Origin of the sequence: Streptomyces aidingensis (genome assembly GCF_900112355.1) — a bacterium.
In the GTDB taxonomy this organism is placed as follows: Bacteria; Actinomycetota; Actinomycetes; order Streptomycetales; family Streptomycetaceae; genus Streptomyces; species Streptomyces aidingensis.
On sequence record NZ_FOLM01000003.1, the window covers coordinates 362141 to 387721 of the forward strand.

At 72.4% G+C, this 25581-nt stretch carries 30 protein-coding genes, 1 tRNA gene and 1 pseudogene; 14 read left to right on the top strand and 18 right to left on the bottom strand.

What is annotated here, in order from left to right:
- Positions 1-146 precede the first annotated feature (146 nt).
- Positions 147-770: a DUF4291 domain-containing protein gene (locus BM242_RS08750; RefSeq protein ID WP_093838274.1), complete on the top strand. Its 624-nt coding sequence runs from the start codon at positions 147-149 to the stop codon at positions 768-770.
- A 167-nt stretch (positions 771-937) separates the two neighbouring features.
- On the opposite strand, the gene BM242_RS08755 is transcribed toward BM242_RS08750, so the two are convergent.
- From BM242_RS08755 to BM242_RS29835, 6 genes and pseudogenes are all read right to left on the bottom strand, one after another.
- Positions 938-2089 carry a methyltransferase domain-containing protein gene (locus BM242_RS08755; RefSeq protein ID WP_175541319.1) on the bottom strand — a complete coding sequence of 384 codons (1152 nt, stop codon included), beginning with the start codon at positions 2087-2089 and terminating at the stop codon, positions 938-940.
- Positions 2090-2274: 185 nt separating this feature from the next.
- Positions 2275-2928 carry a class I SAM-dependent methyltransferase gene (locus BM242_RS08760; protein ID WP_093838121.1) on the bottom strand — a complete coding sequence of 218 codons (654 nt, stop codon included), beginning with the start codon at positions 2926-2928 and terminating at the stop codon, positions 2275-2277.
- A 64-nt stretch (positions 2929-2992) separates the two neighbouring features.
- Complete coding sequence (locus tag BM242_RS08765) at positions 2993-3892, bottom strand: SAM-dependent methyltransferase (protein WP_093838122.1); 900 nt, start codon at positions 3890-3892, stop codon at positions 2993-2995.
- A 156-nt stretch (positions 3893-4048) separates the two neighbouring features.
- Positions 4049-4735, bottom strand: a complete 687-nt coding sequence (locus BM242_RS08770) for a lytic polysaccharide monooxygenase auxiliary activity family 9 protein (protein ID WP_093838123.1) — start codon at positions 4733-4735, stop codon at positions 4049-4051.
- A 197-nt stretch (positions 4736-4932) separates the two neighbouring features.
- Positions 4933-5685 carry a TerD family protein gene (locus BM242_RS29830; RefSeq protein WP_217652411.1) on the bottom strand — a complete coding sequence of 251 codons (753 nt, stop codon included), beginning with the start codon at positions 5683-5685 and terminating at the stop codon, positions 4933-4935.
- A gap of 369 nt (positions 5686-6054) precedes the next feature.
- A pseudogene (locus BM242_RS29835) lies at positions 6055-6696 on the bottom strand (TerD family protein); the annotation flags it as partial.
- 234 nt (positions 6697-6930) lie between these two features.
- Between BM242_RS29835 and BM242_RS08780 the strand changes: the two are divergent.
- Positions 6931-7659: a lysophospholipid acyltransferase family protein gene (locus tag BM242_RS08780; protein WP_093838125.1), complete on the top strand. Its 729-nt coding sequence runs from the start codon at positions 6931-6933 to the stop codon at positions 7657-7659.
- On the opposite strand, the gene BM242_RS08785 is transcribed toward BM242_RS08780, so the two are convergent.
- The 5 genes from BM242_RS08785 to BM242_RS08805 form a co-directional block, all read right to left on the bottom strand.
- A complete protein-coding gene (locus BM242_RS08785; protein WP_093838126.1) occupies positions 7653-8084 on the bottom strand; it encodes a TIGR03667 family PPOX class F420-dependent oxidoreductase in 432 nt (143 codons plus the stop codon). The genes BM242_RS08780 and BM242_RS08785 overlap by 7 nt on opposite strands.
- A gap of 347 nt (positions 8085-8431) precedes the next feature.
- Positions 8432-8671 carry a type II toxin-antitoxin system RelE family toxin gene (locus BM242_RS08790; RefSeq protein ID WP_093838127.1) on the bottom strand — a complete coding sequence of 80 codons (240 nt, stop codon included), beginning with the start codon at positions 8669-8671 and terminating at the stop codon, positions 8432-8434.
- Between the two features lie 2 nt (positions 8672-8673).
- Positions 8674-9189, bottom strand: coding sequence for a DUF6247 family protein (locus BM242_RS29840; RefSeq protein ID WP_217652405.1), 516 nt, complete (start codon positions 9187-9189; stop codon positions 8674-8676).
- Between the two features lie 196 nt (positions 9190-9385).
- Positions 9386-9595 carry a DUF397 domain-containing protein gene (locus tag BM242_RS08800; protein WP_093838128.1) on the bottom strand — a complete coding sequence of 70 codons (210 nt, stop codon included), beginning with the start codon at positions 9593-9595 and terminating at the stop codon, positions 9386-9388.
- Positions 9592-10428 (bottom strand): helix-turn-helix domain-containing protein, encoded by an 837-nt coding sequence (locus BM242_RS08805; protein ID WP_245833918.1) that lies wholly within the window; start codon positions 10426-10428, stop codon positions 9592-9594. The genes BM242_RS08800 and BM242_RS08805 overlap by 4 nt, the downstream gene beginning before the upstream one ends.
- A 744-nt stretch (positions 10429-11172) precedes the next feature.
- Here BM242_RS08805 and BM242_RS29290 point away from each other — a divergent pair.
- The 6 genes from BM242_RS29290 to BM242_RS08835 all read left to right on the top strand — a co-directional run bounded on the left by BM242_RS29290 (position 11173) and on the right by BM242_RS08835 (position 15438).
- On the top strand, positions 11173-11598 hold the full coding sequence (locus BM242_RS29290) for an ATP-binding protein (RefSeq protein WP_175541320.1): 426 nt from the start codon (positions 11173-11175) through the stop codon (positions 11596-11598).
- Positions 11595-11861 carry a DUF7848 domain-containing protein gene (locus tag BM242_RS08815; protein WP_245833919.1) on the top strand — a complete coding sequence of 89 codons (267 nt, stop codon included), beginning with the start codon at positions 11595-11597 and terminating at the stop codon, positions 11859-11861. Before BM242_RS29290 ends, BM242_RS08815 begins: the two co-directional genes overlap by 4 nt.
- A gap of 826 nt (positions 11862-12687) precedes the next feature.
- On the top strand, positions 12688-12984 hold the full coding sequence (gene tgmA, locus BM242_RS08820) for a putative ATP-grasp-modified RiPP (RefSeq protein WP_245833920.1): 297 nt from the start codon (positions 12688-12690) through the stop codon (positions 12982-12984).
- Positions 12985-13016: 32 nt separating this feature from the next.
- Entirely contained in the window at positions 13017-13985 is a 969-nt protein-coding gene (gene tgmB, locus BM242_RS08825; RefSeq protein ID WP_093838131.1) for an ATP-grasp ribosomal peptide maturase, read from the top strand.
- Complete coding sequence (locus tag BM242_RS08830; RefSeq protein ID WP_093838132.1) at positions 13982-15133, top strand: methyltransferase domain-containing protein; 1152 nt, start codon at positions 13982-13984, stop codon at positions 15131-15133. Before tgmB ends, BM242_RS08830 begins: the two co-directional genes overlap by 4 nt.
- 113 nt (positions 15134-15246) lie before the next feature.
- Positions 15247-15438 (top strand): hypothetical protein, encoded by a 192-nt coding sequence (locus BM242_RS08835; protein ID WP_093838133.1) that lies wholly within the window; start codon positions 15247-15249, stop codon positions 15436-15438.
- Positions 15439-15514: 76 nt separating this feature from the next.
- Here the strand turns inward: BM242_RS08835 and BM242_RS08840 are convergent.
- Positions 15515-15601, bottom strand: a tRNA-Leu gene (locus BM242_RS08840).
- A gap of 176 nt (positions 15602-15777) precedes the next feature.
- Positions 15778-16551 (bottom strand): hypothetical protein, encoded by a 774-nt coding sequence (locus BM242_RS08845; RefSeq protein ID WP_093838134.1) that lies wholly within the window; start codon positions 16549-16551, stop codon positions 15778-15780.
- A 127-nt stretch (positions 16552-16678) separates the two neighbouring features.
- On the opposite strand from BM242_RS08845, the gene BM242_RS08850 reads away from it, so the two are divergent.
- Positions 16679-17515 carry a helix-turn-helix domain-containing protein gene (locus BM242_RS08850; RefSeq protein ID WP_093838135.1) on the top strand — a complete coding sequence of 279 codons (837 nt, stop codon included), beginning with the start codon at positions 16679-16681 and terminating at the stop codon, positions 17513-17515.
- A 32-nt stretch (positions 17516-17547) separates the two neighbouring features.
- Here BM242_RS08850 and BM242_RS08855 read toward each other — a convergent pair whose 3' ends face one another.
- Positions 17548-17994 (bottom strand): hypothetical protein, encoded by a 447-nt coding sequence (locus BM242_RS08855; RefSeq protein ID WP_093838136.1) that lies wholly within the window; start codon positions 17992-17994, stop codon positions 17548-17550.
- A 386-nt stretch (positions 17995-18380) separates the two neighbouring features.
- Here BM242_RS08855 and BM242_RS08860 point away from each other — a divergent pair, with 386 nt between their 5' ends.
- Positions 18381-18800 carry a DUF6069 family protein gene (locus BM242_RS08860; protein ID WP_093838137.1) on the top strand — a complete coding sequence of 140 codons (420 nt, stop codon included), beginning with the start codon at positions 18381-18383 and terminating at the stop codon, positions 18798-18800.
- Positions 18801-18866: 66 nt separating this feature from the next.
- Here BM242_RS08860 and BM242_RS08865 read toward each other — a convergent pair whose 3' ends face one another.
- Complete coding sequence (locus BM242_RS08865; protein WP_093838277.1) at positions 18867-19091, bottom strand: dodecin; 225 nt, start codon at positions 19089-19091, stop codon at positions 18867-18869.
- 259 nt (positions 19092-19350) lie between these two features.
- Between BM242_RS08865 and BM242_RS08870 the strand changes: the two genes are divergently transcribed.
- The 4 genes from BM242_RS08870 (at position 19351) to BM242_RS08885 (ending at position 22895) form a co-directional block, all read left to right on the top strand.
- Positions 19351-20811 (top strand): glycine hydroxymethyltransferase, encoded by a 1461-nt coding sequence (locus tag BM242_RS08870; RefSeq protein ID WP_093838138.1) that lies wholly within the window; start codon positions 19351-19353, stop codon positions 20809-20811.
- 67 nt (positions 20812-20878) lie between these two features.
- Positions 20879-21658: an endonuclease V gene (locus tag BM242_RS08875; protein WP_093838139.1), complete on the top strand. Its 780-nt coding sequence runs from the start codon at positions 20879-20881 to the stop codon at positions 21656-21658.
- Between the two features lie 455 nt (positions 21659-22113).
- Complete coding sequence (locus tag BM242_RS08880) at positions 22114-22404, top strand: hypothetical protein (RefSeq protein WP_139238295.1); 291 nt, start codon at positions 22114-22116, stop codon at positions 22402-22404.
- Between the two features lie 83 nt (positions 22405-22487).
- Positions 22488-22895 carry an MmcQ/YjbR family DNA-binding protein gene (locus tag BM242_RS08885; RefSeq protein WP_093838141.1) on the top strand — a complete coding sequence of 136 codons (408 nt, stop codon included), beginning with the start codon at positions 22488-22490 and terminating at the stop codon, positions 22893-22895.
- Here the strand turns inward: BM242_RS08885 and BM242_RS08890 are convergent.
- The 3 genes from BM242_RS08890 to BM242_RS08900 are packed head-to-tail and all read right to left on the bottom strand — an operon-like array spanning position 22817 to position 25575.
- Positions 22817-23536 (bottom strand): lysoplasmalogenase, encoded by a 720-nt coding sequence (locus BM242_RS08890; RefSeq protein WP_093838142.1) that lies wholly within the window; start codon positions 23534-23536, stop codon positions 22817-22819. The two genes, BM242_RS08885 and BM242_RS08890, sit on opposite strands and share 79 nt — an antisense overlap.
- Positions 23533-24453: a sterol desaturase family protein gene (locus tag BM242_RS08895; RefSeq protein ID WP_093838143.1), complete on the bottom strand. Its 921-nt coding sequence runs from the start codon at positions 24451-24453 to the stop codon at positions 23533-23535. Before BM242_RS08895 ends, BM242_RS08890 begins: the two co-directional genes overlap by 4 nt.
- A gap of 42 nt (positions 24454-24495) precedes the next feature.
- A complete protein-coding gene (locus BM242_RS08900; RefSeq protein ID WP_093838144.1) occupies positions 24496-25575 on the bottom strand; it encodes an aminotransferase class V-fold PLP-dependent enzyme in 1080 nt (359 codons plus the stop codon).
- Between the last annotated feature and the right edge of the window lie 6 nt (positions 25576-25581).

Here is a 25581-nt window from a genome sequence, read left to right on the forward strand (position 1 = left end):
CGGTACCCGCACACCGGGCCCCGCCCCGCCGCTTCGTCAGCGATATGGGGACTTCTCGGTCCGGGCCGGGGCGTCCCCGGCCGGTGACGGAAAATGGGTGGCCCGGGGGCACGGTGCGGCGGAAGGCTCGGGGCGTGAACGAGAGCATGAACGAGAGCGGGAGCGGGAGCGGGAACGAGGGGGAGCCGTACCGGGCGATCCGGGCGCGGTACACCGAGGAGACCGTGACCGTCTATCAGGCGTACCGGCCGGAGATCGGCGGGCCCGCCGCCCGCACCGGGCGGTTCCCCCCGGCCTGGCGGCGGGAGCGGATGACCTGGATCAAGCCGTCGTTCCTGTGGATGATGTACCGCTGCGGCTGGGCCGCCAAGCCGGACCAGGAGACGGTGCTGTCCATCGAGATCACCCGGGACGGCTTCGAATGGGCCCTGCGCCACGCCTGCCTGTCGCACTACGACCGTGAGGTGTATCCGGACGAGGCGGCCTGGAAGCGGGAGCTGGCGCGCTGCCCGGCGCGGGTGCAGTGGGACCCGGAGCGCGATCTGCGTCTGCGCCCGCTGCCCCACCGCTCCCTCCAGCTCGGCCTCGGCGGCGAGGCGGCGCACCGCTACGCCGACGAGTGGATCACCGGCATCCAGGATGTGACCCCGCTGGCCCGGGAGATCCACGCGCTGGTGGAGAAGGGCGAACTGTCAGCCGCCGGGAAGCTGCTGCCGGCGGAACGGCCCTACCCCGCCGGCGACGACCTGCTCGCGCACCTGCGGGCGTGAGCAGACGTTTCCGGCCCGGCGGGTCGGCTGCGGGGCCCCGCGCGCACCGGACGGCCGGCCCGGGCCGGCCGTGCCATGGGGACGGCAGACCGGGCACGGGTACTTGACGCGCCGGCCGTCCTCGTGAATCCAGATCCAGCCCTGCTCGCACTGGCCGCATCCCTCGGTCATGGATTTCCCCGTTCCGTGCTCAGGCACCGCCGTGCCGGGGTGTCGGGATCGTCCAGCCACACATACTGCTCGTGCGGGGTGACGGTCATGCCCAGCCGGTCCAGCCCGGGGCAGTCGCGCTGCCGCCAGGCGTGCAGCAGCCGCTCGGCCCGGTCCCACAGATCCCGTGGACCGCACTGCGTCACCCGGTCCGCCGTCACCTCGGCGCACGAGCCGGCGGCGCTGAGCAGCCAGGTTCCCTCGCCGGTCGGCCAGGGGGAACCGCCGACCAGATCGTCGAGCAGCACCTGGAGGCCCGGCGCCGGATCGAGCAGCGGGCCCGGATCGGCGGTGAGTTCCCGCCGGCGCGGCGGGGGCGCTCCGGCGGTGGCCGGGCAGGTTCCGGCGCCCGGTGCGCCCGGTGCGCCCGGTGCGCCCGGTACGGTTCGCGGCGCGGGAAGCGGCGCGGGCGGCTGTGAGCGCAGCGGCATGAAGCCGCACTCGTCGTGGAAGGTGCCGCGGGCCGTGCCGTCCTGGCGGACCGTGAGCCGGACCAGCCGGCCCAGCCCGTTGCAGGGCAGCACGATGATCCCGCCGGGACGGACCTGCTCCACCCAGGCATAGGGAATACGGTGATCGACTCCGGCGGAGATGTGCAGCCGGTCGAACAGCTCGATGCCGGGCAGGCCGCCGGCGGCGTTCCCGACCACCAGCCGGGGCGTCAGGCCGCAGGAGGAGAGATTGCGTTCCGCCACGGCGGCCAGGGAGGGATCGATCTCCATCGAGGTGACCCGTGCGGGGTCCCCGGTGAGCACGGTCAGCAGCCCGGCCGTCCAGCCGGTGCCGGTGCCGATCTCCATCACCCGGTCGCCCGGGCGCGGGTCCAGATGCCGCAGAAACGCGGTGACCAGCAGCGGACTCGACGCCGAGCAGGTCGGTTTCCAGAACCACCGGGCGGCGTTCTGCTCCGTCAGCTCGATCCGTCCCTCGTCGAGCTGGGTGACGATCACCGTGTCCGAGTACACCGCCTCCCACCAGGCGTCCGGATCGCATTCCCGGTCGATCCAGTAGCCGCCCGGAGTTCCTACCGGAGAGGCCCATGCCCGGGGCGGGATGAAGCGGTGCCGCGGCACACTGACCAAGGCGGCGGCGATGTCTGCGGCTCCCACGTGGCCTTCCCCTTTCGGAGTCCGACCTGGGGCGTCACGGTAGGGGCGGCGCGCGAGACGCGGCAACGGCGCGCGGTTGCACGACCCGGAGGCAGACGGTGCACGTCCGCCGCCCTGTCCGGGCCGGGGCGGCTCGGAGCGGCCCTGGAGCGGGCCGGGCGGGGGCGTGCCGGGCGGTGCCGCGGTCAGGCTCCCGGCTTCCCGGCGGAGCCGGAGATGTGGGTGGCGGCGGGGGAGGGCACCCGCGTCTCGGGAAAGGAGAACTTCTCCAGCGCGGTGATGCGGAAACCGGCCCGGGTGATGGCCGCGGCGGTGTCCCGGCCGGTGTGGCAGCCGCCGCACAGGTGCGGCCAGACGGTGGCGTCCACCAGCCGCTGCACCCGCCGCATGCCGGCCGTATCCGCCCGCACATGCTCGAAGAAGCGCAGCCGGCCGCCCGGTCTGAGCACCCGGAACAGCTCGGCCAGCGCGGCGTCCTGGTCCCGCACCGAGCACAGCACCAGGCAGGCCACCGCGGCGTCGAAGGCGGCGTCGGGAGCGGGCAGACGCTCCGCCCCGGCGGCCACCGTCTCCACCGGGGCCGGGCACCGGGCGGCGGCCCCGGCCGCCATGGCCCGCAGCCTCGGCTCGGGTTCCACGGCCACCACCCGCCGCACCCCGGGCGGATAGTGCGGAAAATTCAGGCCGTTGCCCGCGCCGATCTCCACCACTTCGCCGGACAGCCCCGCCAGCAGCCGCCGGCGGTGCTCACCCATGCCCGCCCGCTCCAGCGCCGGGCCGCCGACGCGGGAGTAGAAGCGGGCGAAGACGGGCCGCCGGCCCGGGGTCCGCTGCACCATGCGTCCAGCCTACGGACCGGCGGCGGCCCGGCAGCGGACCCGCGGCTTGGTGCCGCCGCGCGGGTCAGGCCGTCTTGCGCGCCAGGCCGCCGAAGATGATCATCCCGCTCTCGTCCAGGGGCTCCCGCACCGGCTCGTCCGGGCGCCACAGCGGCAGCGCGACGACGCCGGGCTCCACCGGCTCCAGCCCGTCCAGGAAGGCGGTGATCTCCTCCTGGCTGCGCATCTTCCCGCGGCCCAGGGAACGCACCAGGTTCTCCTCCAGCGCCTTGGCCTCCGGGATGGTGTTGCAGAAGTGCGAGAGGAGAAGATGGCTGCCGGGCGCCAGACGGCCGGTGTACGCCTTGACGATGCCGGCCGGGTCCTCCTCGTCCAGGATGTGGTGGAGGACGGCCACCATCAGCAGGCCGACCGGCCGGGAGAAGTCGATGAAGCCCTCGACCCCGGGGTGGCCCAGCACCTTGGCGGGGTCCATCAGATCGGCCAGCAGCACCCGGGTGCGGCTGTTCTGGGCGAGCAGGGCCTGGCCGTGCGCCAGCACGATCGGGTCGTTGTCGACATAGACCACCCGGGCGCGCGGGTTGACCTCCTGGGCCACCTGGTGGGTGTTCTGCGCGGTGGGCAGCCCGGAACCGAGGTCCAGGAACTGGTCGATGCCCTGCTCGGCCAGATGACGGACGCCGCGGACCAGGAAGTCACGGTTGACCCGCGCGCTCCGGATCGCCACCGGATTGATCTTGAGGGCGGCCTCCAGCACCTCGCGGTCCACCGGATAGTTGTCCTGGCCGCCGAGGGCGGCGTCGTAGACCCGGGCTATGGAGGGCTTGCTGGTGTCGATCTCGGGGATCTCGTAGCCGAGTTCGGCGTCCGCCCAGCTCCAGTCGTAGTCGGGCTCCTGCTCCTGTGACGCTGCCCGGTCCTGGTCGTTGACCGAGTTCTCCGCACGGTCGGCGTTGTCAGCCATGGTGAATCCGCCCCTTCGACGCCCTGTCAGCCGGCAGGGGCAGTCTCGCACGAGTACGCGGCGGGACGACAACAACGTTCTGCAAACAACGGATTGTCGGCCGCGCCGAGTTGGGCCCGGCCGTCCGGGGCTGAGGACGGCCGGGCCGGCGGGACGTCAGGAGAAGGTGACGTCGCTGCAGAAGTAGAAGGACTGGTCGAGATGGCTGGCCTGCCAGATCGTGAACACGACATGGTGGCCCGAGCGCCCGGGGGCGCTGATGTTCAGATCGGTGTACTCGGCCGGGGCGTAGGCGCCGGTCTGGCGTACCAGTTCCAGATCGCCCCAGGTCAGCGGCTCGGTGGCCGGGTCATAGCCCTGCCGGGTGACATAGACGCGGTAGTAGTCCGCGCCGTGCCACGCCTGGTCCCACAGCCGCAGGGTGAAGTTGCTGCCGACCGGGGTGGTCTTCCAGGGGCCGGGAGTGTCCATGGAACGGTAGCGGCCGTACCAGGTGAGCCCGGCGCTGCACAACTGCCCGTCCGGCAGCGCCGCCTGGTGATTGCCGGCGACGCCTTCCCGGTACAGGCCGTTCCAGTTCCACATGGCGTTGGTGTCGTCCTGCCATGCCTGCCAGCACATCGGGTCCTGCTGCTGCATGGCCGGGTTCTGGAAGTCGCTGCCCCAGCGCAGCCAGCAACCGTAGTTGCGGGAGGCCGGGTCCACGGCCGAACCGTGTGCCGACGCGGCGTCCGCCCAGGGGATCAGCCCGAGCAGCGCGGCGAACAGCACGGCCAGCGCGCGCAGCGTCCAGCGGGGTGATAAGGCCAGTTCCTGGCCGTTGGCACGGGTTTTCGCGAGCATTGCGGCTCCTACTTCCGGTGTGGGGGAGTCCGGATACGGGAGCGCTCCCAGATGGCGGGATTCGTACCCTCGGCCAGAGGGATTGAAACGCTTCAGTCGGTGCCTTTTCGTCTCGGCCCGGACGCGTCCCCGCGACGGGGCCCGGACCGGGCCCGGTCCGGGAGGAATCCGGACCGGGCCCGTGGGAGGGGAGAGTGCTACAGGATGGCGGCGGCGTGCTTGACCATGCCCTTGGCGGTCTTGGCGTCGGCGAAGACCCCGACCGCGGTCATGTGCCACTCGCCGGAGAACTGCCGGACCAGCTTGCACAGGATCAGGCCGGTGCGCGGCTCGGACTGGGTCAGGTCGTAGCGCGCCAGCTCACTGCCGTCCTGGGCGTCCAGCAGGCGGCAGTAGGCGCGGGCGACCGAGGTGAACTTCTGGCCGCTGAACGAGTTCACCGTGAAGACCAGCCCGGACACCTCCGGCGGCAGCTTGGCCAGGTCCACGCCGATGGCCTCGTCGTCGCCCTCGCCATGGCCGGTCAGGTTGTCACCGGAGTGCCGGATGGCGCCGTGGAAGATCCGCTGCTTCATGAACCAGCAGGTGTCGAGCTTGCGGCGCTGGGAGTCGAAGGCGATGACCGAGGCGTCCAGATCGATCCGGCCACCGTGCATGGCGGGCTGCCAGCCGAGACCCATCTGCACCCGGGACAGCGGCGGCTGGCCCGCCTTCACCAGGGACACGGCCTGGTTCTTGACCAGGCTGACCGGTGACGCGCCCAGGGCCATCACCCCGCCCGCCGGAGCGCCCGCCCCGGGAGCGTGCGGCCCGGGGGCCTGCGGCTGGGCGGGCGGTGCGCCGGCCCAGGCCGGACCGGGACCGGGACCGGGACCGGGACCGGGACCGGGCGCGGGCTGGGGCGGTGCGGTCTGCGGCCCCGAGGCCCAGGCCGGGCCGGGCGCCGGCATCGGCCCGCCGGTGCGGGGGTCGGGGGGCGGGGGCGCGGTGTGCGGACCGCTCTGGGCCGTACCGGGCCAGGGCGGGGGCGCGGCGGACGAGGAAGGCGGGGCCGGCTGCGGATTGGCGGCCCAGGCGGGCGTGCCCGAACCCGGAGCCGGAACCGGGCCGGAGGTGCGGGGATCGGGGGCGCCGGGCGCGGGCTGGTGCGGCTGGTGAGGCGGCGGCGGGGTGTGCGGGCCGCTCTGCGGGCCGCCGGCCCACTGCGGCGTCGCCCCGGTCCCCGCCGTGGGGATCGCGGGCTGCGTCTCGCCGGCCCAGGCGGGCGCGGGCGCCGGCTGCGGCGGAGTCCCCTGCGGCGGAGCGGCCCCCGGGCCGGTTCCCCAGGCGGGGGCGGGCGCCGGTTCCGGCGCGCCGGGCTGCGGCCCGGGGGCGGGCGCGGGCGGCGCGGCGGCACCACCGGACGGGAGCGGCGCCGCCGGAGCCGGAGCGGGCGCCGCAGCCGGAGCCGGCAGGGGCTCGGGCTCCTCCTCCTCTTCCACGGCCACACCGAAGTCCATGGCGATCCCGGCCAGGCCGTTGTCATAGCCCTGGCCGACCGCGCGCAGCTTCCAGGCGCCCTGCCGCCGGTAGACCTCCACCACGATCAGGGCGGTCTCCACGCTCAGCGCGGGCGGGGTGAACACCGCGAGCACCGTGCCGGTCGCCGCGTCCCGGACCGTGGCCGTCGGCTCCATACCGGCGAACGGGCCGCCGCCGTCCAGGCTGGCGGTGACGACCACCTTCTCGATGTCCGCCGGCACCTCGGCCGTGTCGACGGTGACACAGTCGGGACCGGACGCCGAGGCCGGGCGGTGCTGCACGCCCGGCCCCTGCGGCTGGTTGTAAAAGATGAAGTCGGCGTCGGAGCGCACCTTTCCGTCCGCCGCGACCATCAGGCCGGAGACGTCCAGCGGCCGGGGCGCGGTGACCTCCACACTGACCAGTTGTACGGGCAGCGGGATGTTCGCGCCCGGCGTCATCGTCGTCATGGCCCCCACCGTACGACAAACACCTCCTGGCCAGCCCTCGTTTCGCGGCGCCGCCGCGGCCGGCCGGCCGGGGTGCCCGGGGCCGCCGGCCCGGAAAGCGGTACGGTACCCGGGCGTTTCTACTCAGGCGGCGCAGGGCCGCGGCGGGCGATGATGCGGACAGCAAGCCACTGATCATGAACCACCGGCGCCGCCCGCCCGGCGCCCGAACCGGAGGATGACCACGTGCTCAGCGCCGCCGCCCGCCGGATTGTCCCGCTGCTCGGCCCGCTGCGGGTGACCGCCGACCCCGGGGCCGTCGTCCCGCCGGGCAGCATCGTCGCCGCCAATCACACCTCGCTCGCCGACCCGGCCGTGGTGCTGGCCGCCCTGCACCGGCTGGGTGTGCAGCCGGTGGTCATGGCCGCCGCCGGCCTGTGGCGCGTCCCGGTGCTGGGGCGGCTGCTCACCCGCGGCGGCCACATCCCGGTGCGGCGCGGCACCGCGCAGGCCGCGGCCTCGCTGGACGCCGCCGCGGCTGCCCTGGCCGACGGGCGGGTGATCCTGGTCTACGGCGAGGGCGGCCTGCCGCGCCGGGTGGACGTCGCCGAGGCGCCGCCCGGAGCGTTCCGCAGCGGCCCGGCCCGGCTGGCACTGGCCACCGGCGCGCCGCTGGTGCCGCTCGGCCAGGCCGGGGCCCGCCGGATCAGCTCCGGCCGCACGGCCAAGCAGCTCGCCGGAGTGCTGACCGCCCCGGTCCGCCGGCCGGCCCTGCACGTGCATCTCGGCACCCCGCTGACCCTGTCCGGCGATGTCCCGGCCGCCACCGCCCAGGCGCATGCCGCGGTGACCGCCGCCTGGCGCACCGCGGCCGGCCGGGCGGCCCCCGGCCCGGCCCCGGAAACGCGGAGGACCCCCGGCTCGGCGGGGGTCCTCCGGGGCGGGGACGGCGCAGGCGGTGCGCGGGCTCAGTAGCCGCGGACCCGGGTGACGTCGATCCGCAGCGGGACGGCGAAGGCCTCGCCGAACTTCTCCCGGCTGCCGGTGACGGCGCTCATGGCCTGGCCGTACTTGTCGGTGTATGCCGGGTGCTCGTGCGGCGGCGGCGCGCTCCCGGCGCGGCGGGCGCGGCCCCGGAAGACCACGATGTCCTGGCCCTCGCGGTCGCTGTTGAAATGCAGCGAGACCTGCGGACGGGCCGCGATGTTGGCCAGCCGCCCGGCATCGGTGCGGTTGTAGACGAGGAAGCCACCGTCCTCCCACAGGAACCACACGGGGTTGGGCTGCGGGGTTCCGTCCGCTCCGACCGTGGTGAACCAGACGACGCGCTCGGCCGCCAGCCGTTCCCGCACACGCCGGCCGAAGGAGGTGTCGGGACCGGGAAGCACAGTGTCTGACATGCCGTCACCGTAGCCCGGAGAGCGTCGCTCACCGTGCACATCCGCTGACCCGGCGTTGCGCCACGGCCTGCGCCGCGGCGGACACGATCATTTGCGTGCCGGTCGCGGCGCTGGTCACGGCGGACCCCTGGAAAACAGAAAAACCCCAGGTCGACTGGGGTCTCTGGTGGTGTCCGAGGGGGGACTTGAACTCTTCTCTCGGACACCGCCTCATCAGGGCTCTGGCCTGCGGAAAGGGTGCCGCTGACGACCCTGCCGAGCGGCCAGTCGTACCCGCTGGTTCCTCGGTGTTTCCGGCTGTTCCCGGGTGCTACTGGTCACGCGCTGGTCATGGAGCCGGCCGGACCTCACACGTATGTGAGGCGCAGCACGGTGACCGTGACGATGCGGTTCGAGACCAGGTACATGATCTGCCCGGTCCGGCCGAAGTCCCAGTACCAGACCTCATCCATCCCCTTCTTGCCCTTCTTGAAGGGGTTGCGCTTCATCTCGCCCAGCGCCTTCTCCAGCTCCTTGCGCCCTGATGCGGGGAGGGAGTCGCGCTGGCGGGCCGCCTCCGTGACGAAGCGGATCTCGTACGTAGCCATACTCAGGGTTCTTCCCCCGAACCGGCGAACACAGACTCGTCCCCGGCCTCGATGCGGCGGATCATCTCCCGGTCGATGGCGGCATGCTCGGGGTTGGCCTTCCGGCAGGCCGGCGTCCACCAGTGATGGATCACCTCGAGCAGGCGGCGGTGGTCGAAGGTCCGCTCGGCCACATCCGCGGCGCCCGTGAAGTCCAGCTCGAAGCGCACCCGGTCATCGGGGGACAGGGCGGCGAACACGGCCGGGCCGGTGCGGTCCACCCACCGTGTGGGGTCCTGCTGCGGGCGCTGTGGCCGCCGGGTGATGGTCGCGTCCTGCTGGGAGCGGAACCGGTCCGCGTCAGCGGCGTCCTGGTCCCCTCCGGCCAGCACCCACCACTCCCGGACCACCTCGGCAAGCGGCTCCACCTCGTATGTGAGCCGTACGCCGGCCAGGGCGAAGGAGAACCGGGCCTCGAACGTCTTGCGATCGTCCGCGGACAGGGTTCTGTGAACCCATGCTCCGTCCAAGGTGCTCACCGTGCGGCGATCCTTCCCTCGCTACCACCGACCCCAACAGCGGGGACAAGCGTAGTCCGGTGAGGCGGTTCGGCGCGGTGGTCATTGATTCATTCATTCCTGCGCTATGCGAGTGGCCCTCGGCCAAGCCCTCCCTGACCTCGTCGGGCACCGCACGATGGGGCAGTCCTGTATCCGCACACGGGCGGCCCGGCGGTCAGGCGGTGCCGACCCGTCTGGCCTTGATGCCTGCCACGAGCGACGAGAACGCGGCGGTCGGCACGTTGAGTACCGGGCCATCGAGGTTCTTCGAATCACGGACAGGAACCACGCCGCGCGACGCGGCGAAGTCCTCGGCGACCTCCACGCAGGCGCCACCGTTGTTGCTGTGGGAGGACTTGAACCAACGCGGGACTTCGGTGGTCACGGGGTGCCCCTTCGTAGCTGCTCGATCGCGGTGACAGATGCCGACTGAGACAGCGCTTCTGCCTGTAGTTGATGGTAGGCCGTGAGCATCGGCAGAATAAGCGTCCTGTCCCGCTCGACCTGTCCCCGTTGGGCAGACTCCGCGTACGACATCAGCGAACGGTCCGCCATCGTCAGTATGTAGACCGGCAGGTCGATGGTACGGCGCACGCCCATCTCGTACGGGGCCAACTGGAGCACAGTGTTGGGCAGCTTGGCGAACTCAACCAGGTGCGCCAACTGTGCGTCCATGACGGCCGTCCCCCCGATAGGCCGACGGATACAGCTCTCGTCCAGCACTGCGAAGATCAGCGGCGGGGGCGTCCGGACCAGCGCCGCCTGCCTCTCGGTGATCAGTTCGACCCGCTCACGTGCCTGATCAGCGGTAATGGCCCCCCGCTTGACGGCGCCGGCCGCCAGTTCCATCGCGTACTCCGGCGTCTGGAGAAGCCCGGGGACGATGCCGATCTCGAACAGCCTGATCTCCGAGGCGCGGCCCTCGCACCCGACGTACTCCGGGAATCCTTCCAACAGGCTGCCGTGGTGAAGCTCGCGCCACTCGCGTTCGAACGCATCTGCTGTGCCCTCGGTGCCGAGAGCACGGTCAGCGCCGCGCGAGAAGCGCAAGGTTGGCATCTTGCGACCAGTTTCGACGGATGAAATATGCGTGCTGGAATATCCCATCTGACTGCCCAGATCCTCTTGGGTCCACCCTCGGCTCTCGCGTGAGCTGCGCAAACGCGCACCGAACGCAGCTTGGGGAGAACTCTCAGGGTTCAACTCCTTGCGGTTCAAGGGCACTACACCAACCTTTCGTCCCCACCTGACACGTTGAATGGTTCCCGACCGCAGGGCACCCTGTCCATTCCTGGTAGTCGCAGCACTACGGAGAGGAGTGGGCGTGGCCGGCGTGAGCGTACCCGCCCAGCGACAGGAAGCCCGACACCCTTCGCACCCCGTCGAAGCGATGGCGGCCGGCATCGGCCCGCCAGGCATAACTGTGGGTACGCCGGTCCGGGACAGTGGCAGACACGGCTGCGGCCGGCTGGTTGAACTTGCCCGTACGTCCCTGGCTGTTGCGAAGTTCCTCGGCGGTTCCCTCACAGTGAGAGGTGTGCGACGGCTGGGTGTGAGCAGTGCGCGGGACGCCAGAGGCCGAGGAGTGCGACTTCGGAGAAGGTGACTGCTCCGCCGCTGCGGACTGTCGGGTGCTGCGGCAACGCCATGTCTGCACGTGCCTGGCAAAGTCAGGTCGGAACGACTCCGGGACTGTGGACTCAACGGGAACGCGTGGATGCGGTTCTGTTTCTTCTCGTCGCGCCAGGACAGGAAAGGCGAGAATCCGTTTCCTCTGCTCAGTTGTTCACTTTGATTGCTGACGGTGCACGAGAGATGGGGCTGGCGATTTCTGGCCCCGTCCGCAGTGGCGAGGCCGGATACGGAATAGCCTTTGAGAGTGTGGCAGACGTTATGGGGGAATTGGAACCGAGGCAGTTGCCCGGTCCGGAGCTGGAGCGCCGTTCAGGCGTAGGAGGTGGCATGGCGGGTATTGGGGGACTTGGCAGAAGTCGGCACAGGTACGAGTGGAACCTTCTGGCCGAAGCGCGGGAAATCGAGTCCTTGCGCGGGAGGGTCGGTGATGCGGTCCGCTCTCTCGGAGGGGATACCGACGCGGTGGAGTCTGCGCGGCTGGGCGTATCGGAGTTGCTGGCCAACGCGGTCCAGCACGTCGAAGATCCGCACCTGAGGCTGGTGGTCCTTCGGGAGCGAGGTGCCGTCTTCGTCAAGCTCTTCGATCGTTCGCCGAAGGTACCGGCCGTGAGCACTCCTGACTGGGACTCCGACTCCGGCCGTGGCCTGTGGCTGCTGCGGGAAATGACGGACGCCATGGGCTACACCTGCACCCCGACCGGGAAATGGGTGTGGTTCCGGTGCCCTCTGGCCAAGGCGGAGGTGGCCGCGTGACGAGAGAGGTCAGCATGGATTCGGTTGACCTGGCACCGGCATCCCGGACGTATATCGGGAAGACGTTCCGGTTCCGGAAGTTCGTTATCGCCCCTGATGCGGAGCCGGACGCGGAGCCGATGTCTTTTTCTGCTGAGTGCGCGGTCTGCAATGAGCACGGTCCCGAAGAGGAGATCTCCGACCAGGCGCTCGCCTGGATCGAGCGGCACTTGAAGAGAAACCCCGAGCACCTGACTACCGGCAGCGGATCACGCGGCCGATGAGAGTCGTGCCGGAGGAGTGGCTGTGAACGAGGAGCCCGCCGCCGTATTCGATCGGCCGCTGCCGGCACAGCCCGGAGAGGGGAACACGTGGGTGTACGGCTGGTGCCGGCGGCACTCAGCCGCGACGAAGAGCAGCGCGTGCTGCTGGCGGACCGTGGCGCCCAGGCCGGTGAGGATCGGTACGGCCTCGTCGGAGGTCCGGCCGGTCCGTGGGAGTCGGCCTACTTCGCCTGCCAGCGGCACGTGAAGCGCGAGACGGCGTTGAAGGCCGTCCCCGGTGCGCTGCTGGTAGTTCACTGCATGCCCGACACCGGCACGCAGTACCTCGTCTTCGACTGCGCAGCCATCCCCCCCCCGGGGCACCGAACTGGTCCCGCCGCCCGAGCTGTCCGCGCTGCGGCGGGCGGGGGAAGACCTGCGCGATCTGGTCGCCCCGCACGTTGAGTGGCACATCAACCTGGCCCTTGACGCCCTGGAGGGCGGGCCCGCCCGCTACCTGGTGGGTGTGCCCAGGAGCCGCTTCGAGACGACCGCCCGAAAAACCTCAACAGAAGAAGAATGGGAACCGTCTCCAACCGATGAGTACGTTAGTGCGCTTCTGCACCTACACATCCTTCTCGGTGGCATCGACCGCTACGGGACCGAGCGGCAGCGCGAGGTCCGGCGCCGCGGACAGACCGAGCCGGACCCCTTCACGACCCTCGGTATCACCTGCCCACCGGGTTCGACATCGCCCTCTATAAGTCGGCTTCCCCTTCACAGACTCCCGCCCCTGGCAAACCGAGCCGGGGCGGGTTCCCGGAGAACACCTGAAGGAGACACAACTGTGAGTACCGAAACTCTGGCTCCGCCGCTCTTTCCCTACGCCATGTCGGTCAAGCCCGCGGCGGACACCGACGAGTCCGTGGTGCCGTTCGGTATCACCACCGCCATCCCGGCCAACCCGCGTGCGGTCGGCTCCGTCGAGGAACTGAGCCTGTGCCCGGAGCGGCAGATCACGGTCACCCAGGACGGGGTGCCGTTCATCTCCACCCCGTCCATGGCCAGCAGTTTCGACACCGTCGTCCAGACCCAGGAGGACATGCAGGTCTGGGACGACGACGAGGGCACCGACGAAGACTGACCGACCCCGGTAAGCACGAGAGAGGACACTCCATGACAGTCCTGGTGCTCACCCGCCACACCATGGACGCGACAGCCGACATGGTGATCACAGAACTCACTGCCCGGGGAGTCTCCCTGGTCCGGCTGGACCCCGCAGACTTCCCCGGAACCCTGACCATCTCGGCGCGCCTGGACCCCGGCCAGGACCGCTGGCAGGGGGTGTGGCGTGGTGAGCACCGGGACCTGGACCTGAGCACGGTCCGGGCCGTGTACTACCGGCGGCCCGGACGCTTCCAGTTCGATCCGCGCATGAACCAGGACGCCCTTCGATGGGCGGACAGCGAGGCGCGTGCCGCGGTGGGCGGTGTCCTGTCCTCGCTGCGCTGCACCTGGATCAACCACCCCTGGCGCAACGCCTGGGCCGCGGTCGCTCCGTACGCACTTGCGCAGGCGGCCAGGTGCGGACTGACGATCCCCGCCACCTTGATCACTTCTGACCCGCAGGAAGCCCGGGAGTTCATCTCCGCCCTGCCCGGTGCCGTAGCGGCATACAAGGCAATCGGCCCCACACACCCCGGCGTACACGACGGCCGGCGGCTCGCCCTGTGGACATCCAAAGTCAGACCGCAGGAGATCACCGACGCGGTGAGCCTGACCGCCCACCAGTTTCAGCAATGGATCGACAAGGCATACGAGGTACGGGCCACCTGCGTCGGCCGACGCACCTTCGCCGCCGAGATCCACGCCGGATCGGACGCCTCCCGCATCGACTTCCGTCGAGACTACGACTCCCTCACCTACCGCGAGTGCACCGTCCCGGGAACCGTCGTCGCCGGCCTGCACCGGCTGATGGACACCTTCGGCCTGCGCTACCTGGCATGCGACTTCCTCGTTAACCAGAACAACGACTGGTTTCTGGTGGACATCAACCCAGGCGGCCAGTACGGCTTCATCCCCGACCTGCGCGACCCCATCACCCACGCCATCGCCGACGAACTGGAAGGAAAGACGACCGCATGAGTCTGCTGACCGCCGAGGACGCACGGGCCGGCCTGACCGAGGCCCTGACCGCCAGCGGCGCCCTGCACACCCCCGGCTGGCATGACGCCTTCGCCGCCGTGCCCCGGGAAGTCTTTGCCCCGGCCTTCTCCATCCGCACCAGCGAGGGCCTGCGCCACTACACGCAGGACGACCCCGACTTCTGGTCCAGGGTCTACAGCGACGATTCCCTCATCACCCTCCGGGACGCCGCGGGCACGGCCATCAGCAGCTCCAGCCAGCCGTCCCTGATGGCCCGGATGCTCGAATCCTTCACCGTCACCGAAGGGGACCGCGTGCTGGAGATCGGGACCGGCACCGGGTACAACACCGCGCTCCTGTGTCACCGCCTGGGCGCAGCCAACGTGGTCAGCATCGACATCGACCCGGTACTGACCGCAGCGGCCCGCGAAAAGCTCCGCAGCATCGGCCACGAGCCCGAGATCCTCACCGGCGACGGCACCGTCGGCCACCCCGCCGGCGGACCCTACAACGGCATCCTCGCCACCTGCGGCGTGGACCGCATCCCCGCAGCCTGGCCCAGCCAGCTGCGCCCCGGAGCCGTCATCGTCACCAACATCGGCACCGGCATCGCCCGCCTGATCATCCAGGACGACGGCAGCGCCAAGGGCCGCTTCCTCCCCGAGGACGCCGCCTTCATGCGCGCCCGCCCCACCGCCGACCACGTGCGCACCACCGCGAACCAGTACACGGCACTGATCGCCAACGCCTCGGGCCGCACCCGCACCGAATCCCTCCCGGTCACCCGCGAGGAAACCGCGGACTTCTACCACGCCCTCGCCCTCACCCGGGTCATGGAAGTCGCCATGGCCCACCATGACGTACTCGGCATGACCCTGCGCGACGCCGAGAACACCATGCACGGCCTCGTCCACCCGCCCACGCAATCCTGGGCACGTATCATCCCCGACTCCGTCGGCAACGCCGCAGAAGTCACCACCGCCGGCCCACGGGACCTGTGGACGGAACGCATGGAACTCCTCGGCCCGTGGTTCGCGGCGGCACGACCCACCCCCGACGCCTACCGGCTCACCATCGAACCGGACGGGACTCACGCACTCGCCCGCGGAGCCCGGATCTGGCGTCTCCCCGGTGAGCGAACCCTGTGACCCGGGGCCCTGTCGCGACAGGACCGAGCCCGGCGGACCGCAGGCCCCGAGAGAAGGTCTCCCGCCCGCTGGCAGGCACTCCGGAGGCGCCTGAAGCTCCCGGAGACGTTCGGGTGCACGACTGGCGTGCCTCGCTCGTCACCAGCGATCTCGACGCCGGAGAGAACCCCGCCGAGATCGCCGCGGAGGTGCGGCACCACGCGCCGGGCTACACGATCTCCCGGTACGGCAAGCGGCGTGAGGAGAGTGCCCGCAAGCCGGCCGCGTCCACTCCCAGCCGGATGGGGCCGGACACGGTCGGCTGAGGAACAAGATCGTTTACGGGCTGGTCACGGCGGACCCCTGGAAAACAGAAAACCCCAGGTCGACTGGGGTCTCTGGTGGTGTCCGAGGGGGGACTTGAACCCCCACGCCCTTAACGGGCACTAGCACCTCAAGCTAGCGCGTCTGCCATTCCGCCACCCGGACAGGGTGTGCTCGCGACCGGGGTGGTGCGCGGCGACTGGGACAACCATACCAAGCCGGGGCGGATGCTCTCACCCGCGTTGTCCGGGAACCCGGGGCCGGCCATGGTGGACGGTCGCCCCTCCTGTTCCCGGCCGGGCCGGGCGGCGGAGGGGCCGCCCGGCCCGGAGTGGATCTCGTCAGTCCCGGTGCATCTTGTGGAAGTAGTGCAGGGCGGCCATGGAGTAGGCGAGACGGGCGTCGAGCAGGCGCGGGTTCCAGCGGTAGCCGGTGCGCAGATAGCGGAAATCCAGGGCGTTCCCGGTGATCGGCGGGGCCCAGCGGCGGCGCCAGGTGACACGCTTGGGCGCGCCCCAGACCAGCATCTCGGTGACCTCGCCCAGGGTGAGGAGGGCGACCAGGAGGGAGCCGACGGCGAACGCCAGCCAGAGCGGGAAGGTGAGCACGAAGCCGATCCAGCCGGGCCAGGTCCCGCGGTGGCCGGTGACGGGCGGGCTGCCGTCGGCCGGCTCGATCCGCCAGTAGGCCCGGCGGCCGAGGCGGGAGGGGGAGCGCCGGAAGGTGGCCAGCGGGCGGTTGCCGGCATCGGTGACCCGGAAGGAGACGGGTTCCGGGGTGCCCGGCTGCTCCGGGCGCACCCGGGCGGTGACCACGCCCGCCGGGTCGGTCAGCTCCAGTACCGGGTGCGGCAACTGGGCGCGCAGGTGGAGCCGCTTCTCCACCTCGGCGACGGTGACCTCGCCGGTCTGCCGCCGCACGGGGGAGGGCTGGAAGAGCGGCTCTCCGTCCTCGGTCTCGGCCATCAGCAGCCGGATCCGGGCGGCGGCCTGGTGGGAGCCCTCCCGGCGGTCGGGCAGGATGAGGAATTCCTCCCCCTCCGCCCACTCCCCGGTGCGCATGCCGGTGGTGCCGGTGATGTCGACGGTGAAGCTGGTGGAACTGCTGACGGGCACTGCGCCTCCCGGCCGAAATGCTGCGGCGTGTTTCGTCGTTGGGTCGGGTCCGTCCGCGTACCGGTCGATTGTGCCAGCCGGGGGCCGCGGGGCAAGGGGCTGCGCGCAGGCGCGTAGGGTCGGCGGCATGAGTGCGGTGACGGCGGACGACACCGGCCGCGGCGTGGGGCCGCTGCTGCGCGAGTGGCGACGGCGGCAGGGCGTGAGCCAGCTCGAACTCGCGCTGCGGGCCGGCTCCTCGGCCCGCCACATCAGCTTCATCGAGACCGGCCGGACCCGTCCCAGCCGGGAGATGGTGCTGCGGCTGGCCGGGCATCTGGACGTGCCGGTGCGCGAGCGGAACGCGCTGCTGGTGGCGGCCGGGTACGCGCCGCACTATCCGGAGACCCCGCTGGACGCGGCCGGGCTGTCCGCGCTGCGGCACGGACTGGAGCGGATGCTCGCCGGCCTGGAGCCCTGCCCGGCGCTGGTCGTCGACGGCCTGTACCGGGTGCACACCTTCAACCGCGGGATCGCGCTGCTGCTCGACGGTGTGGCGCCCCGGCTGCTGGAACCGCCGGTGAACGCGCTGCGGGTCACCCTGCATCCGGAGGGCCTGGCGCCGCGGATCGCCAACTTCCGGGAATGGCGCGGTCATCTGCTCGCGCAGCTCCGCCGCCAGATGGCGCCGGCCCGGTCCGCGGCGCTCCGCGCACTGCACGAGGAGGTGGCCGCCTATCCGCTGCCGCCCGGCGGCACGGTGGTGGCGGGGGAGGACGGCGGCGCGGCCCCGGCGCTGCCGATGCTGATCGACCTGGCCGGGGAACGGCTGTCCTTCCTGTCGGCCATCACCACCTTCAACACCCCGGTGGATGTGACCGTCTCCGAACTGGCGCTGGAGACCTTCGTTCCGGCGGACGCCGGGACGGCGGCGGCGCTGCGCCGGCTGGTCCCGCAGCCGCGGCCGGAGCCGGAGCGGGGGTAGGCCGGAGCGGGACCGGGCCGGCGGGGCGGCGGTCAGTCCTGGCGGGCGGAGCGCAGCGCGCCGTACTGCAGCCCGGCGAGGGCGGCGACCACGGCGGCCTGGGCGATGATCCAGCCGGTGCCGGTGGCCTTGGGGTCCAGCCAGAACAGCAGGGATGCCAGGCTGGCCACCGTCCAGCACCCGTTGGCGGCCACCACGGCCCGCGCGGGCGCCGGGGCGGGGCGCCGCCGGGCGGCGAGCAGGCCCACCGCCGCGGCGTAGCACAGCAGAAGGGCGCCGATGCCCAGCAGCAGCCCGGACTCCAGGCCGAACAGCCGGCCCAGCGGTCCGGAGACGGCCAGATAGGCGAGCGCGTTCCCGCCGGTGACGATCGCGTCGACGGCCAGCCAGCGGCGCAGCCGGGCGGTCCCGGAGGTGCCGGAAAGGGCGCCGGGACGCGGGGAGGTGCGGGACGAGGGGGTGGCGGAGGTCGGTGACATCGGCAGCCTTCCGTTCGGTGGTGCGTGCGGGGACACGGAGGGGACGGGCAGGAAGCCCGGGGGCCGGCCGGCGCCCGATGTCCGCAACGATGCCCGCCCGGCCGCCGGACGTCGATGACCTGCCGGGTAATGGCCGGGCTTGACCTCAAGTTAAGTTGAACTTGCAGGATGCTTTCCGGGGCTGCCGCCCGGAGCGGGCCGGCCCTCACCCCCGACTCGGCACCGCTGCACGTCCCCAGGAGGCAAGCACCATGTCGGACACCCGGCTCACTCTCGGCGGCCCCCGGCGCGGCGACACCGCGCCCGGCACACAATCCCGCTCCTCTTCATCCCGCTCCTCCTCATCCCGCTCCTCGTCCGCCGGCCCCGGTGCAGGAGCGGACGCGGTGGCCCGCGGGCCGCGCGGGCTGGTCTGGTGGCAGGCGATCCCGGCGGGCGCGCTCGCCGCCATCGCCGTCAACCTGCTGATCCTGCTGATCGGCACGGCCGCCGACGCGTCCCTCCGGCTGCCGGACGGCGACAGCGTGCACACCGTCACGGCCGGCGGCGTGGTGGTCTCCTCGGCCGTGCCGCTGGCCGCCGGGACCGGACTCGCCGTGCTGCTGTCGCTCTGGCGGGCGGCCTTCCTGCGCATCGCCCAGATCACCGGCGGGGCACTGGGCGCGGCCTCGCTCGCCGGTCCGCTGTCCGCGGACACCGACGGCGGCACCTCGCTCGCCCTGGCCCTGATGCACCTGGTGGCCACGGTTTCCGCGGTCGCCGCGCTGGAGGCGGTCCGCCGCCACCGGACGAACGGGGCGGCCTGACCGCCCCCGCCCGGCGCCCGCACCTTGTCCGGGTGCCGGGCGGCGGGCGCCGGGCCCGGCCCGCCGCTAGGACTCGTCCTCGGGCCCCTCCAGACGGAACCCCACCTTCAGCCCGACCTGGAAATGCCCGATCCGCCCCTCCTCGATATGGCCCCGGATCTGCGTCACCTCGAACCAGTCGAGCTGCCGCAGGGTCTTCGAGGCCCGCTCGATGGCGTTGCGGACCGCCGCGTCCACGCCCTCCGCCGAACTGCCGACGATCTCGGTCACCCGGTAGATGTGCTCGCTCATCTGCTGCTCCCGGTCCGTTCCGGTCCTCTCGCGCCGCGCGCCGCCCGTGCTGCGGGCGCCGCACCTCACACCACCGTGCCCCAGCGGCACCGGACCCGCGAGTGCTAGGCTCGCCGCGGGCCGTGACTGGCGCGTCAGGATGGAACCGACCATCGGGGAGCGGCCCCCGCCGACCGCACCTGACGTGGCGGCGGAGACACCGTGAGAGCCGTGCGCCTGGGCCGCCCCGACGACCGTGCCGTCCTGGAGGCTCACCGTCATGACCGCAGCGCCCGCCCCGCGTCCCGCCGAGTCGGCGGAATCCCTCGCCTACCGCAGCGCCCTCGGCGTCATCCGCGGCATCGAACCCCGGATCGCCGACGCCATCGGCGCCGAAATCGCCGACCAGCGCGAATCCCTGAAGCTCATCGCCAGCGAGAACTACGCCTCCCCGGCCACCCTGCTGGCCATGGGCAACTGGCTCAGCGACAAATACGCCGAGGGCACCGTCGGCCACCGCTTCTACGCCGGCTGCCGCAATGTGGACACCGTGGAGTCGCTGGCCGCCGAGCACGCCCGGGAGCTGTTCGGCGCCGCCCACGCCTATGTCCAGCCGCACTCCGGCATCGACGCCAACCTCGTCGCCTTCTGGTCCGTGCTGGCCCAGCGGGTGGAGGCCCCCGCCCTGGACCGCGCCGCGGTGCGCAATGTCAACGACCTCACCGAGGAGGACTGGGCCGCGCTCCGCCGCGCCCTGGGCGACCAGCGCATGCTCGGTATGTCCCTGGACGCCGGCGGCCATCTCACGCACGGCTTCCGGCCCAACATCTCCGGCAAGATGTTCGAGCAGCGCAGCTACGGCACCGACCCGGAGACCGGCCTGCTGGACTACGACGCGGTGCGCGCCGCGGCCCGCGAGTTCCGTCCGCTGATCCTGGTGGCCGGCTACTCCGCCTACCCCCGCCGGGTCAACTTCCGCATCATGCGGGAGATCGCCGACGAGGTCGGCGCGACCCTGATGGTGGACATGGCGCACTTCGCCGGGCTGGTCGCGGGCAAGGTCTTCACCGGCGACTTCGACCCGGTGCCGCACGCCCAGATCGTCACCACCACCACCCACAAGTCGCTGCGCGGCCCGCGCGGCGGCATGGTGCTGTGCGACGACAGCCTGGCCGAGTATGTGGACCGCGGCTGCCCGATGGTGCTCGGCGGCCCGCTGCCGCACGTGATGGCCGCCAAGGCGGTGGCCCTGGCCGAGGCCCGGCAGCCCGCCTTCCAGGACTACGCGCAGCGGATCACGGACAACGCCCAGTCGCTCGCCGAGGGCCTGCTGCGGCGCGGCGCCCGCCTGGTCACCGGCGGCACCGACAACCACATCGTGCTGCTGGACGTGGCCGGCTACGGGCTCACCGGCCGCCAGGCCGAGTCCGCGCTGCTGGACGCCGGCATCGTCACCAACCGCAACTCGGTCCCGCGCGACCCCAACGGCGCCTGGTACACCTCGGGCGTGCGGCTGGGCACCCCGGCGCTGACCACCCGCGGGGTCGGCGCGGAGGGCATGGACGAGGTCGCGGAGCTGATCCACACCGTGCTGAGCCGCACCGCCCCGGCCGCGGCGGCGAGCGGCAAGCCCTCCAAGGCCAAGTACGTCACCGAGGACGGGGTGGCCCGGGAGGTGGCCCAGCGGGCCGCCGATCTGATGGCCAAGCACCCGCTCTACCCCGAGATCGACCTCGGCTGAGCGCCGGCCGGCCGGCCGGCCGACGTGCGGACGTGCGTGCGGGCGGGCGGGCGTAGGGTGGGCGGCCATGCCGCCGCCGCTGCGCCTGCTCGTCGAGCACACCACGCCCAGGACCGAGGACGAGGCCGTCGGGATCCAGGAACGGCTGCGGTCCCGGGTCCGGCTGGACGAGCCGGGACCGCCGCCCGGCAGCCCCGGCGCCGCCGCGGTGGCGGGCGTGGACGTGGCCTACGACGACGCGGCCGGCCGGGTGGCCGCCGCGGTCGTGCTGCTGGACGGCCGCACCCTCGCGGTGCGGGAGACCGCCACCGCGGCCGGCCCGGTGGCCTTCCCCTATGTGCCCGGCCTGCTCGCGTTCCGGGAACTGCCCGCGGTGCTGACCGCCCTGGAGAAGCTGGGGCGGGTCCCGGATCTGGTGGTCTGCGACGGCTACGGGGTGGCGCATCCCCGGCGCTTCGGGCTGGCCAGCCATCTGGGCGTGCTCACCGGGCTGCGCACCCTGGGCGTGGCCAAGAACCCGTTCGTGTTCCGTCACGACGAGCCCGGCCCGGCGCGAGGCGACTCCTCGCCGCTGCTGGAGCAGCCGGGCCGGGGGGAGGTCCCGGGGGCGGAGGTGGGCCGGGCGCTGCGCACCCGGGCCGGGGTGAAGCCGGTCTTTGTCTCGGCCGGTCACCGGATCACCCTGGACGCGGCCTGTGCCCATGTGCTGCATCTGGCGCCCCGTTACCGGCTGCCGGAGACCACCCGGCTCGCCGACCGGCTCTGCCGGGAGGCGCTGGCCGCCGCCGGGGCCGCCGACCGCGCCGCCGACGCCGGCCGGGCGGCGGCCGGGCCCGGCAGCCGGTGACCGGCGGGCGGCCGGAGCGGCGGCCGGCCGAGCCGGAGCGTGCAAATCCGGTCTCGTCACGGATGGGTAACGTGATCACCCTGCCCGGCCCCTCCGGTCACGCGCCGCACCGGTGCGCGCCACCGGCGGGACGGAGCTCTCCCCCGTTGATCACCCGCGGTTCCCGCCGTCCCTGGAGCCACGCCCCGGTCTCCGGCGTCTGTTCGAAAACGCTGGTGGGCCGGGGCCGGCGGGGAGCGGCCGGGGGCGGGTACGTGTCCTGAATAGCCGTCGACAGCGCCGTCCCGGCCGGGCACCGTGGTGGGGGGACGCCGTACCGGAACGGGGGGTTCACGGCTGCCGGTCATCCGCTGCTGGTGCGAACGGCGCGGTGAGGGGGAGCGCGGCTCCGATTCCGGACGGCTCGCACGGGGGCCGTGGCTCCGGCCACGGTGAGTCAACGGGGGATGGTGCCCATGAGCGAACGCGGAGGTGCCCGCTACACGGGGTGCGTGCTGTGCGCCCGGCCGGGCGATTTCGGTCCGATCGATTCCGCCCGGCCTCATTCGGGCCTGTGCCCGGGATGCCGGCAGGCCGCGCGGCCGACCCGGCGGGCCATCGAACAGGCCGTGGTGATCGTCGCGGGGCAGAGTCTGCAGGCCGCCGAGGCCATGGACCTGGCGCACGCATCACCGGAGGAACTGGCCTATCACGTGGGCGCGCTGAAGCGCAGCGTGCGCAGTCTGCTGCTGCTGGTCGAGGACTGAGGCAGGGTCCGGGGCGGCGGTCCGGCCGGTGCGCGTGCGCCGGGCGGGCCGCCGCTGTCAGTGGCCCCGGCTACGGTGGCCGCATGACGGAGAAACGGGACTGGTCCGAGGTGCGGGACGCGGTGCGGGAGTTCGCCCTGGGGCTGCCGGGCGCGGTGGAGGAGTTCCCGTGGGGCGAGTGTGTCATCAAGGTCAACAAGAAGATCTTCGTCTTCCTGGGAGTGGGGGACGGCAGCCATCCGCCCGCCGTCACGGTCAAGCTGACGGATGCGGACGCACACGCCCATGCGCTCTCCATGCCCGGCGCCCGGCCCGCCGGGTACGGCCTGGGCAAGTCCGGCTGGGTGTGGCTGCCGCTGGACGAGGAGGGCGCTCCGCCGGCCGCGCTGCTGTGCGACTGGGCGGAGGAGAGCTATCGGGTGGTGGCGCCGAAGCGCCTGGTCACCGAGCTGGACTCGGCCGCTTTGCCGGGGGAGGGGGAGGGCGGCTGATGGGCGGCGACCACACCGGCGGCCAGGAGGCACTGTGCGGTGAGGTAGGTCGCCATGATCATGGCGTCTTGCAGGGGGAGACCGGGCAGGCCGGCCAGGCCGGCGGCGATCAGGGTGTCGGAGAACAGGAAGAGCGCGCCGCCCACCGCGCCCAGCGGTCCGAAGCGCTGGGCGGCGGCCCAGGCCATGGCGGTGAGCAGCAGGCTGTAGCCCGCCACCGGCAGCCGCATTCCGGCGTCCAGCCCGGGCCAGAGCAGCGCCACCGCGGTGACGCACACCAGGCCGTAGCCGGCGGCCGTGAGCGCCGCGCGGCGGGGGCGGGGTGCCCCGGGCCGCGGGGGTGCCGTCCGGGCGAGCCGCAGATAGCAGAGATGTCCCGCGGCGAAGGCACCCATGCCGGCCAGGAACAGGGCATCGGAGCCCGGCATCAGCAGCACATCGCCCGCCCAGCCGCACAGCAGGGCGGCGGTCAGCAGCCGGGGGCCGCGCCGGGCCAGCACCCAGCAGGCCAGCAGCGGCATCAGCAGCGGTTTGGTGACCCAGGCCGCCGTCTCCAGCTCCCACACCCGGCAGGCCACATGGATCTGGCTGGTCACCGCGAAGGCGGCGGAGCTCAGCCGGGCGGGGGCGGGCCGGCTCATGCGCGGCCCGCCGTACCGGGTGCCACGGGGGCGCTGCCGTCGCCGGCGGGCGGCGGTGCGCCGTCCGGCGCGGGGTGCCGTTCCGGCAGCCAGCCGGGGCCGCGCAGCAGGAAGCCCGTCCGTTCCCGCCAGCTTCGGGCGCTGCGCAGATCGCGGGCGATGGCGGCGTATTCGTGGGTGGCCACCCGCAGCGGGTTGTAGGTCGAGATGTTCTTGGTCAGCCCGTAGACGCAGGGCTCGTCCTCGTCGGTGAAGGTGCCGAACAGCCGGTCCCAGAGGATGAGGATGCCGCCGAAGTTGCGGTCCAGATAGCTGCCCTGGGAGGCGTGGTGCACCCGGTGGTGCGAGGGCGTGTTGAGCACGGACTCCAGCGGGCGCGGCAGTCTGCCGACGCGTTCGGTGTGGATCCAGAACTGGTAGGTGAGATTGAGCGAGGAGAGGAAGGCGAGCAGCGCCGGGTGCACGCCCAGCGCGATCAGCGGCAGATAGAACGGCCAGACCGACCAGGTGGTCCAGGGCTGGCGCAGCGCGGTGGAGAAGTTGAATCTGCGGCTGGAGTGGTGCACCACATGGCAGGCCCACAGGATCCGGACCACATGGTGGCTGCGGTGCGACCAGTAGTAGCAGAAGTCGTGGGCGACGATCAGCGGCAGTACCGTCCACCAGTGCACCGGGATGTGCAGCGGGGTGAGTTCGTAGACCGCCGTGTAGAGCGCCACGATGGGCACCTTCCACAGCAGGTCGAAGCCGAGGCTGCCCAGCCCCATGCCGAGGCTGGTGGCGGTGTCCCTGGTCTCGTAGCCGGCCGCCTGCTCGTCGGGGTGGATGCGGTAGCTCACCATCTCCAGGACGGTGAGCACCACAAAGGCGGGTATCGACCACACCACGACATCGGGCAGCTCGGGCAGGTTCGGCATGGGCGCACCCTAAGGCCGCCGGTCCGCGCTGAACAGACTTCGTTACCGACCAGTATCGAAATTCTGTTCAGCTTCCGGCGCGGGGGCCTCCAGGACGTTGAGCAGCCGGTCCACATCGGCCTCGGTGTTGTAGAGGTGGAAGGAGACCCGGAGATGCCCGGCCCGGCTCGCCGCCACAATGCCGGCGTCGGCCAGCCGGGCGGTGGCCCCGCCGAGCCCCGGCACCGAGACGATCGCGGAGTCGCCGGGCACCGGCTCCACCCCCAGCCGCGCCAGCCCGGCCCGGAACCGGGCGGCCAGCGCCAGATCGTGCTCCCGGACCGACGCCGGGCCCAGGCCGCGCAGGAATTCCAGCGAGGGCACCGCGCCCGCATACGGCAGGAAGGCCGGGCAGTCGTCGAACCGGCGGGCGGTGCGGGCGAGTTCGGCGACCGGGCCGTAGCAGCTCGCCCAGGGGTCCTCGCCCGCGACCCAGCCGGCGTTGACCGGGCGCAGACCGCCGAAGTCCTCGGGCACGGTGAGGAAGGAGACCCCGCGCGGACACAGCAGCCATTTGTAGGCCCCGCACACGGTGAAGTCGAAGTCCCCGGCGGACAGCGGCATCCAGCCGGCCTGGGTGAGGTCGGCCATGGTGCGCGCACCGTGCTCCCGGGCCGCCGCCCGCACCGCGTCCAGGTCGGCGATCCGTCCGTCGGCGGACTGCACGGCGCTGAACGCGACCAGCGCCGTCTCCGGCCGGACCGCGTCGGCCAGCTTCTCCAGCGGAACCAGCCGCAGCCGCAGTCCGCCGCGCTGCTCGAAGGGCGTCACCACCGAGGCGAAGTCCTCCTCGGGCGCCACCACCTCGGCGCCCGGCGGCAGCGAGGCGGCGACCAGGGCGGCGTGGCCGGCGACCGAGGAGCCCAGGGCCACCCGGTCCGGGGTGACGCCGGTCAGGGCGGCATAGCCGGACCGGGCCCGCTCGGCCCGTTCCAGGAACAGCGGCACGGACATCCGGCCGTCCGCCATCTCCGCGGTCGCCTCCCGGAGCGCGGCCACCGTGGGCGCGGGCAGCAGGCCGTGCGAGGCGGTGTTGAGATAGGTCGTGGTGAGCGCGTAGGCGTTGCTCGGCAAGGTCTCCATGGGCCC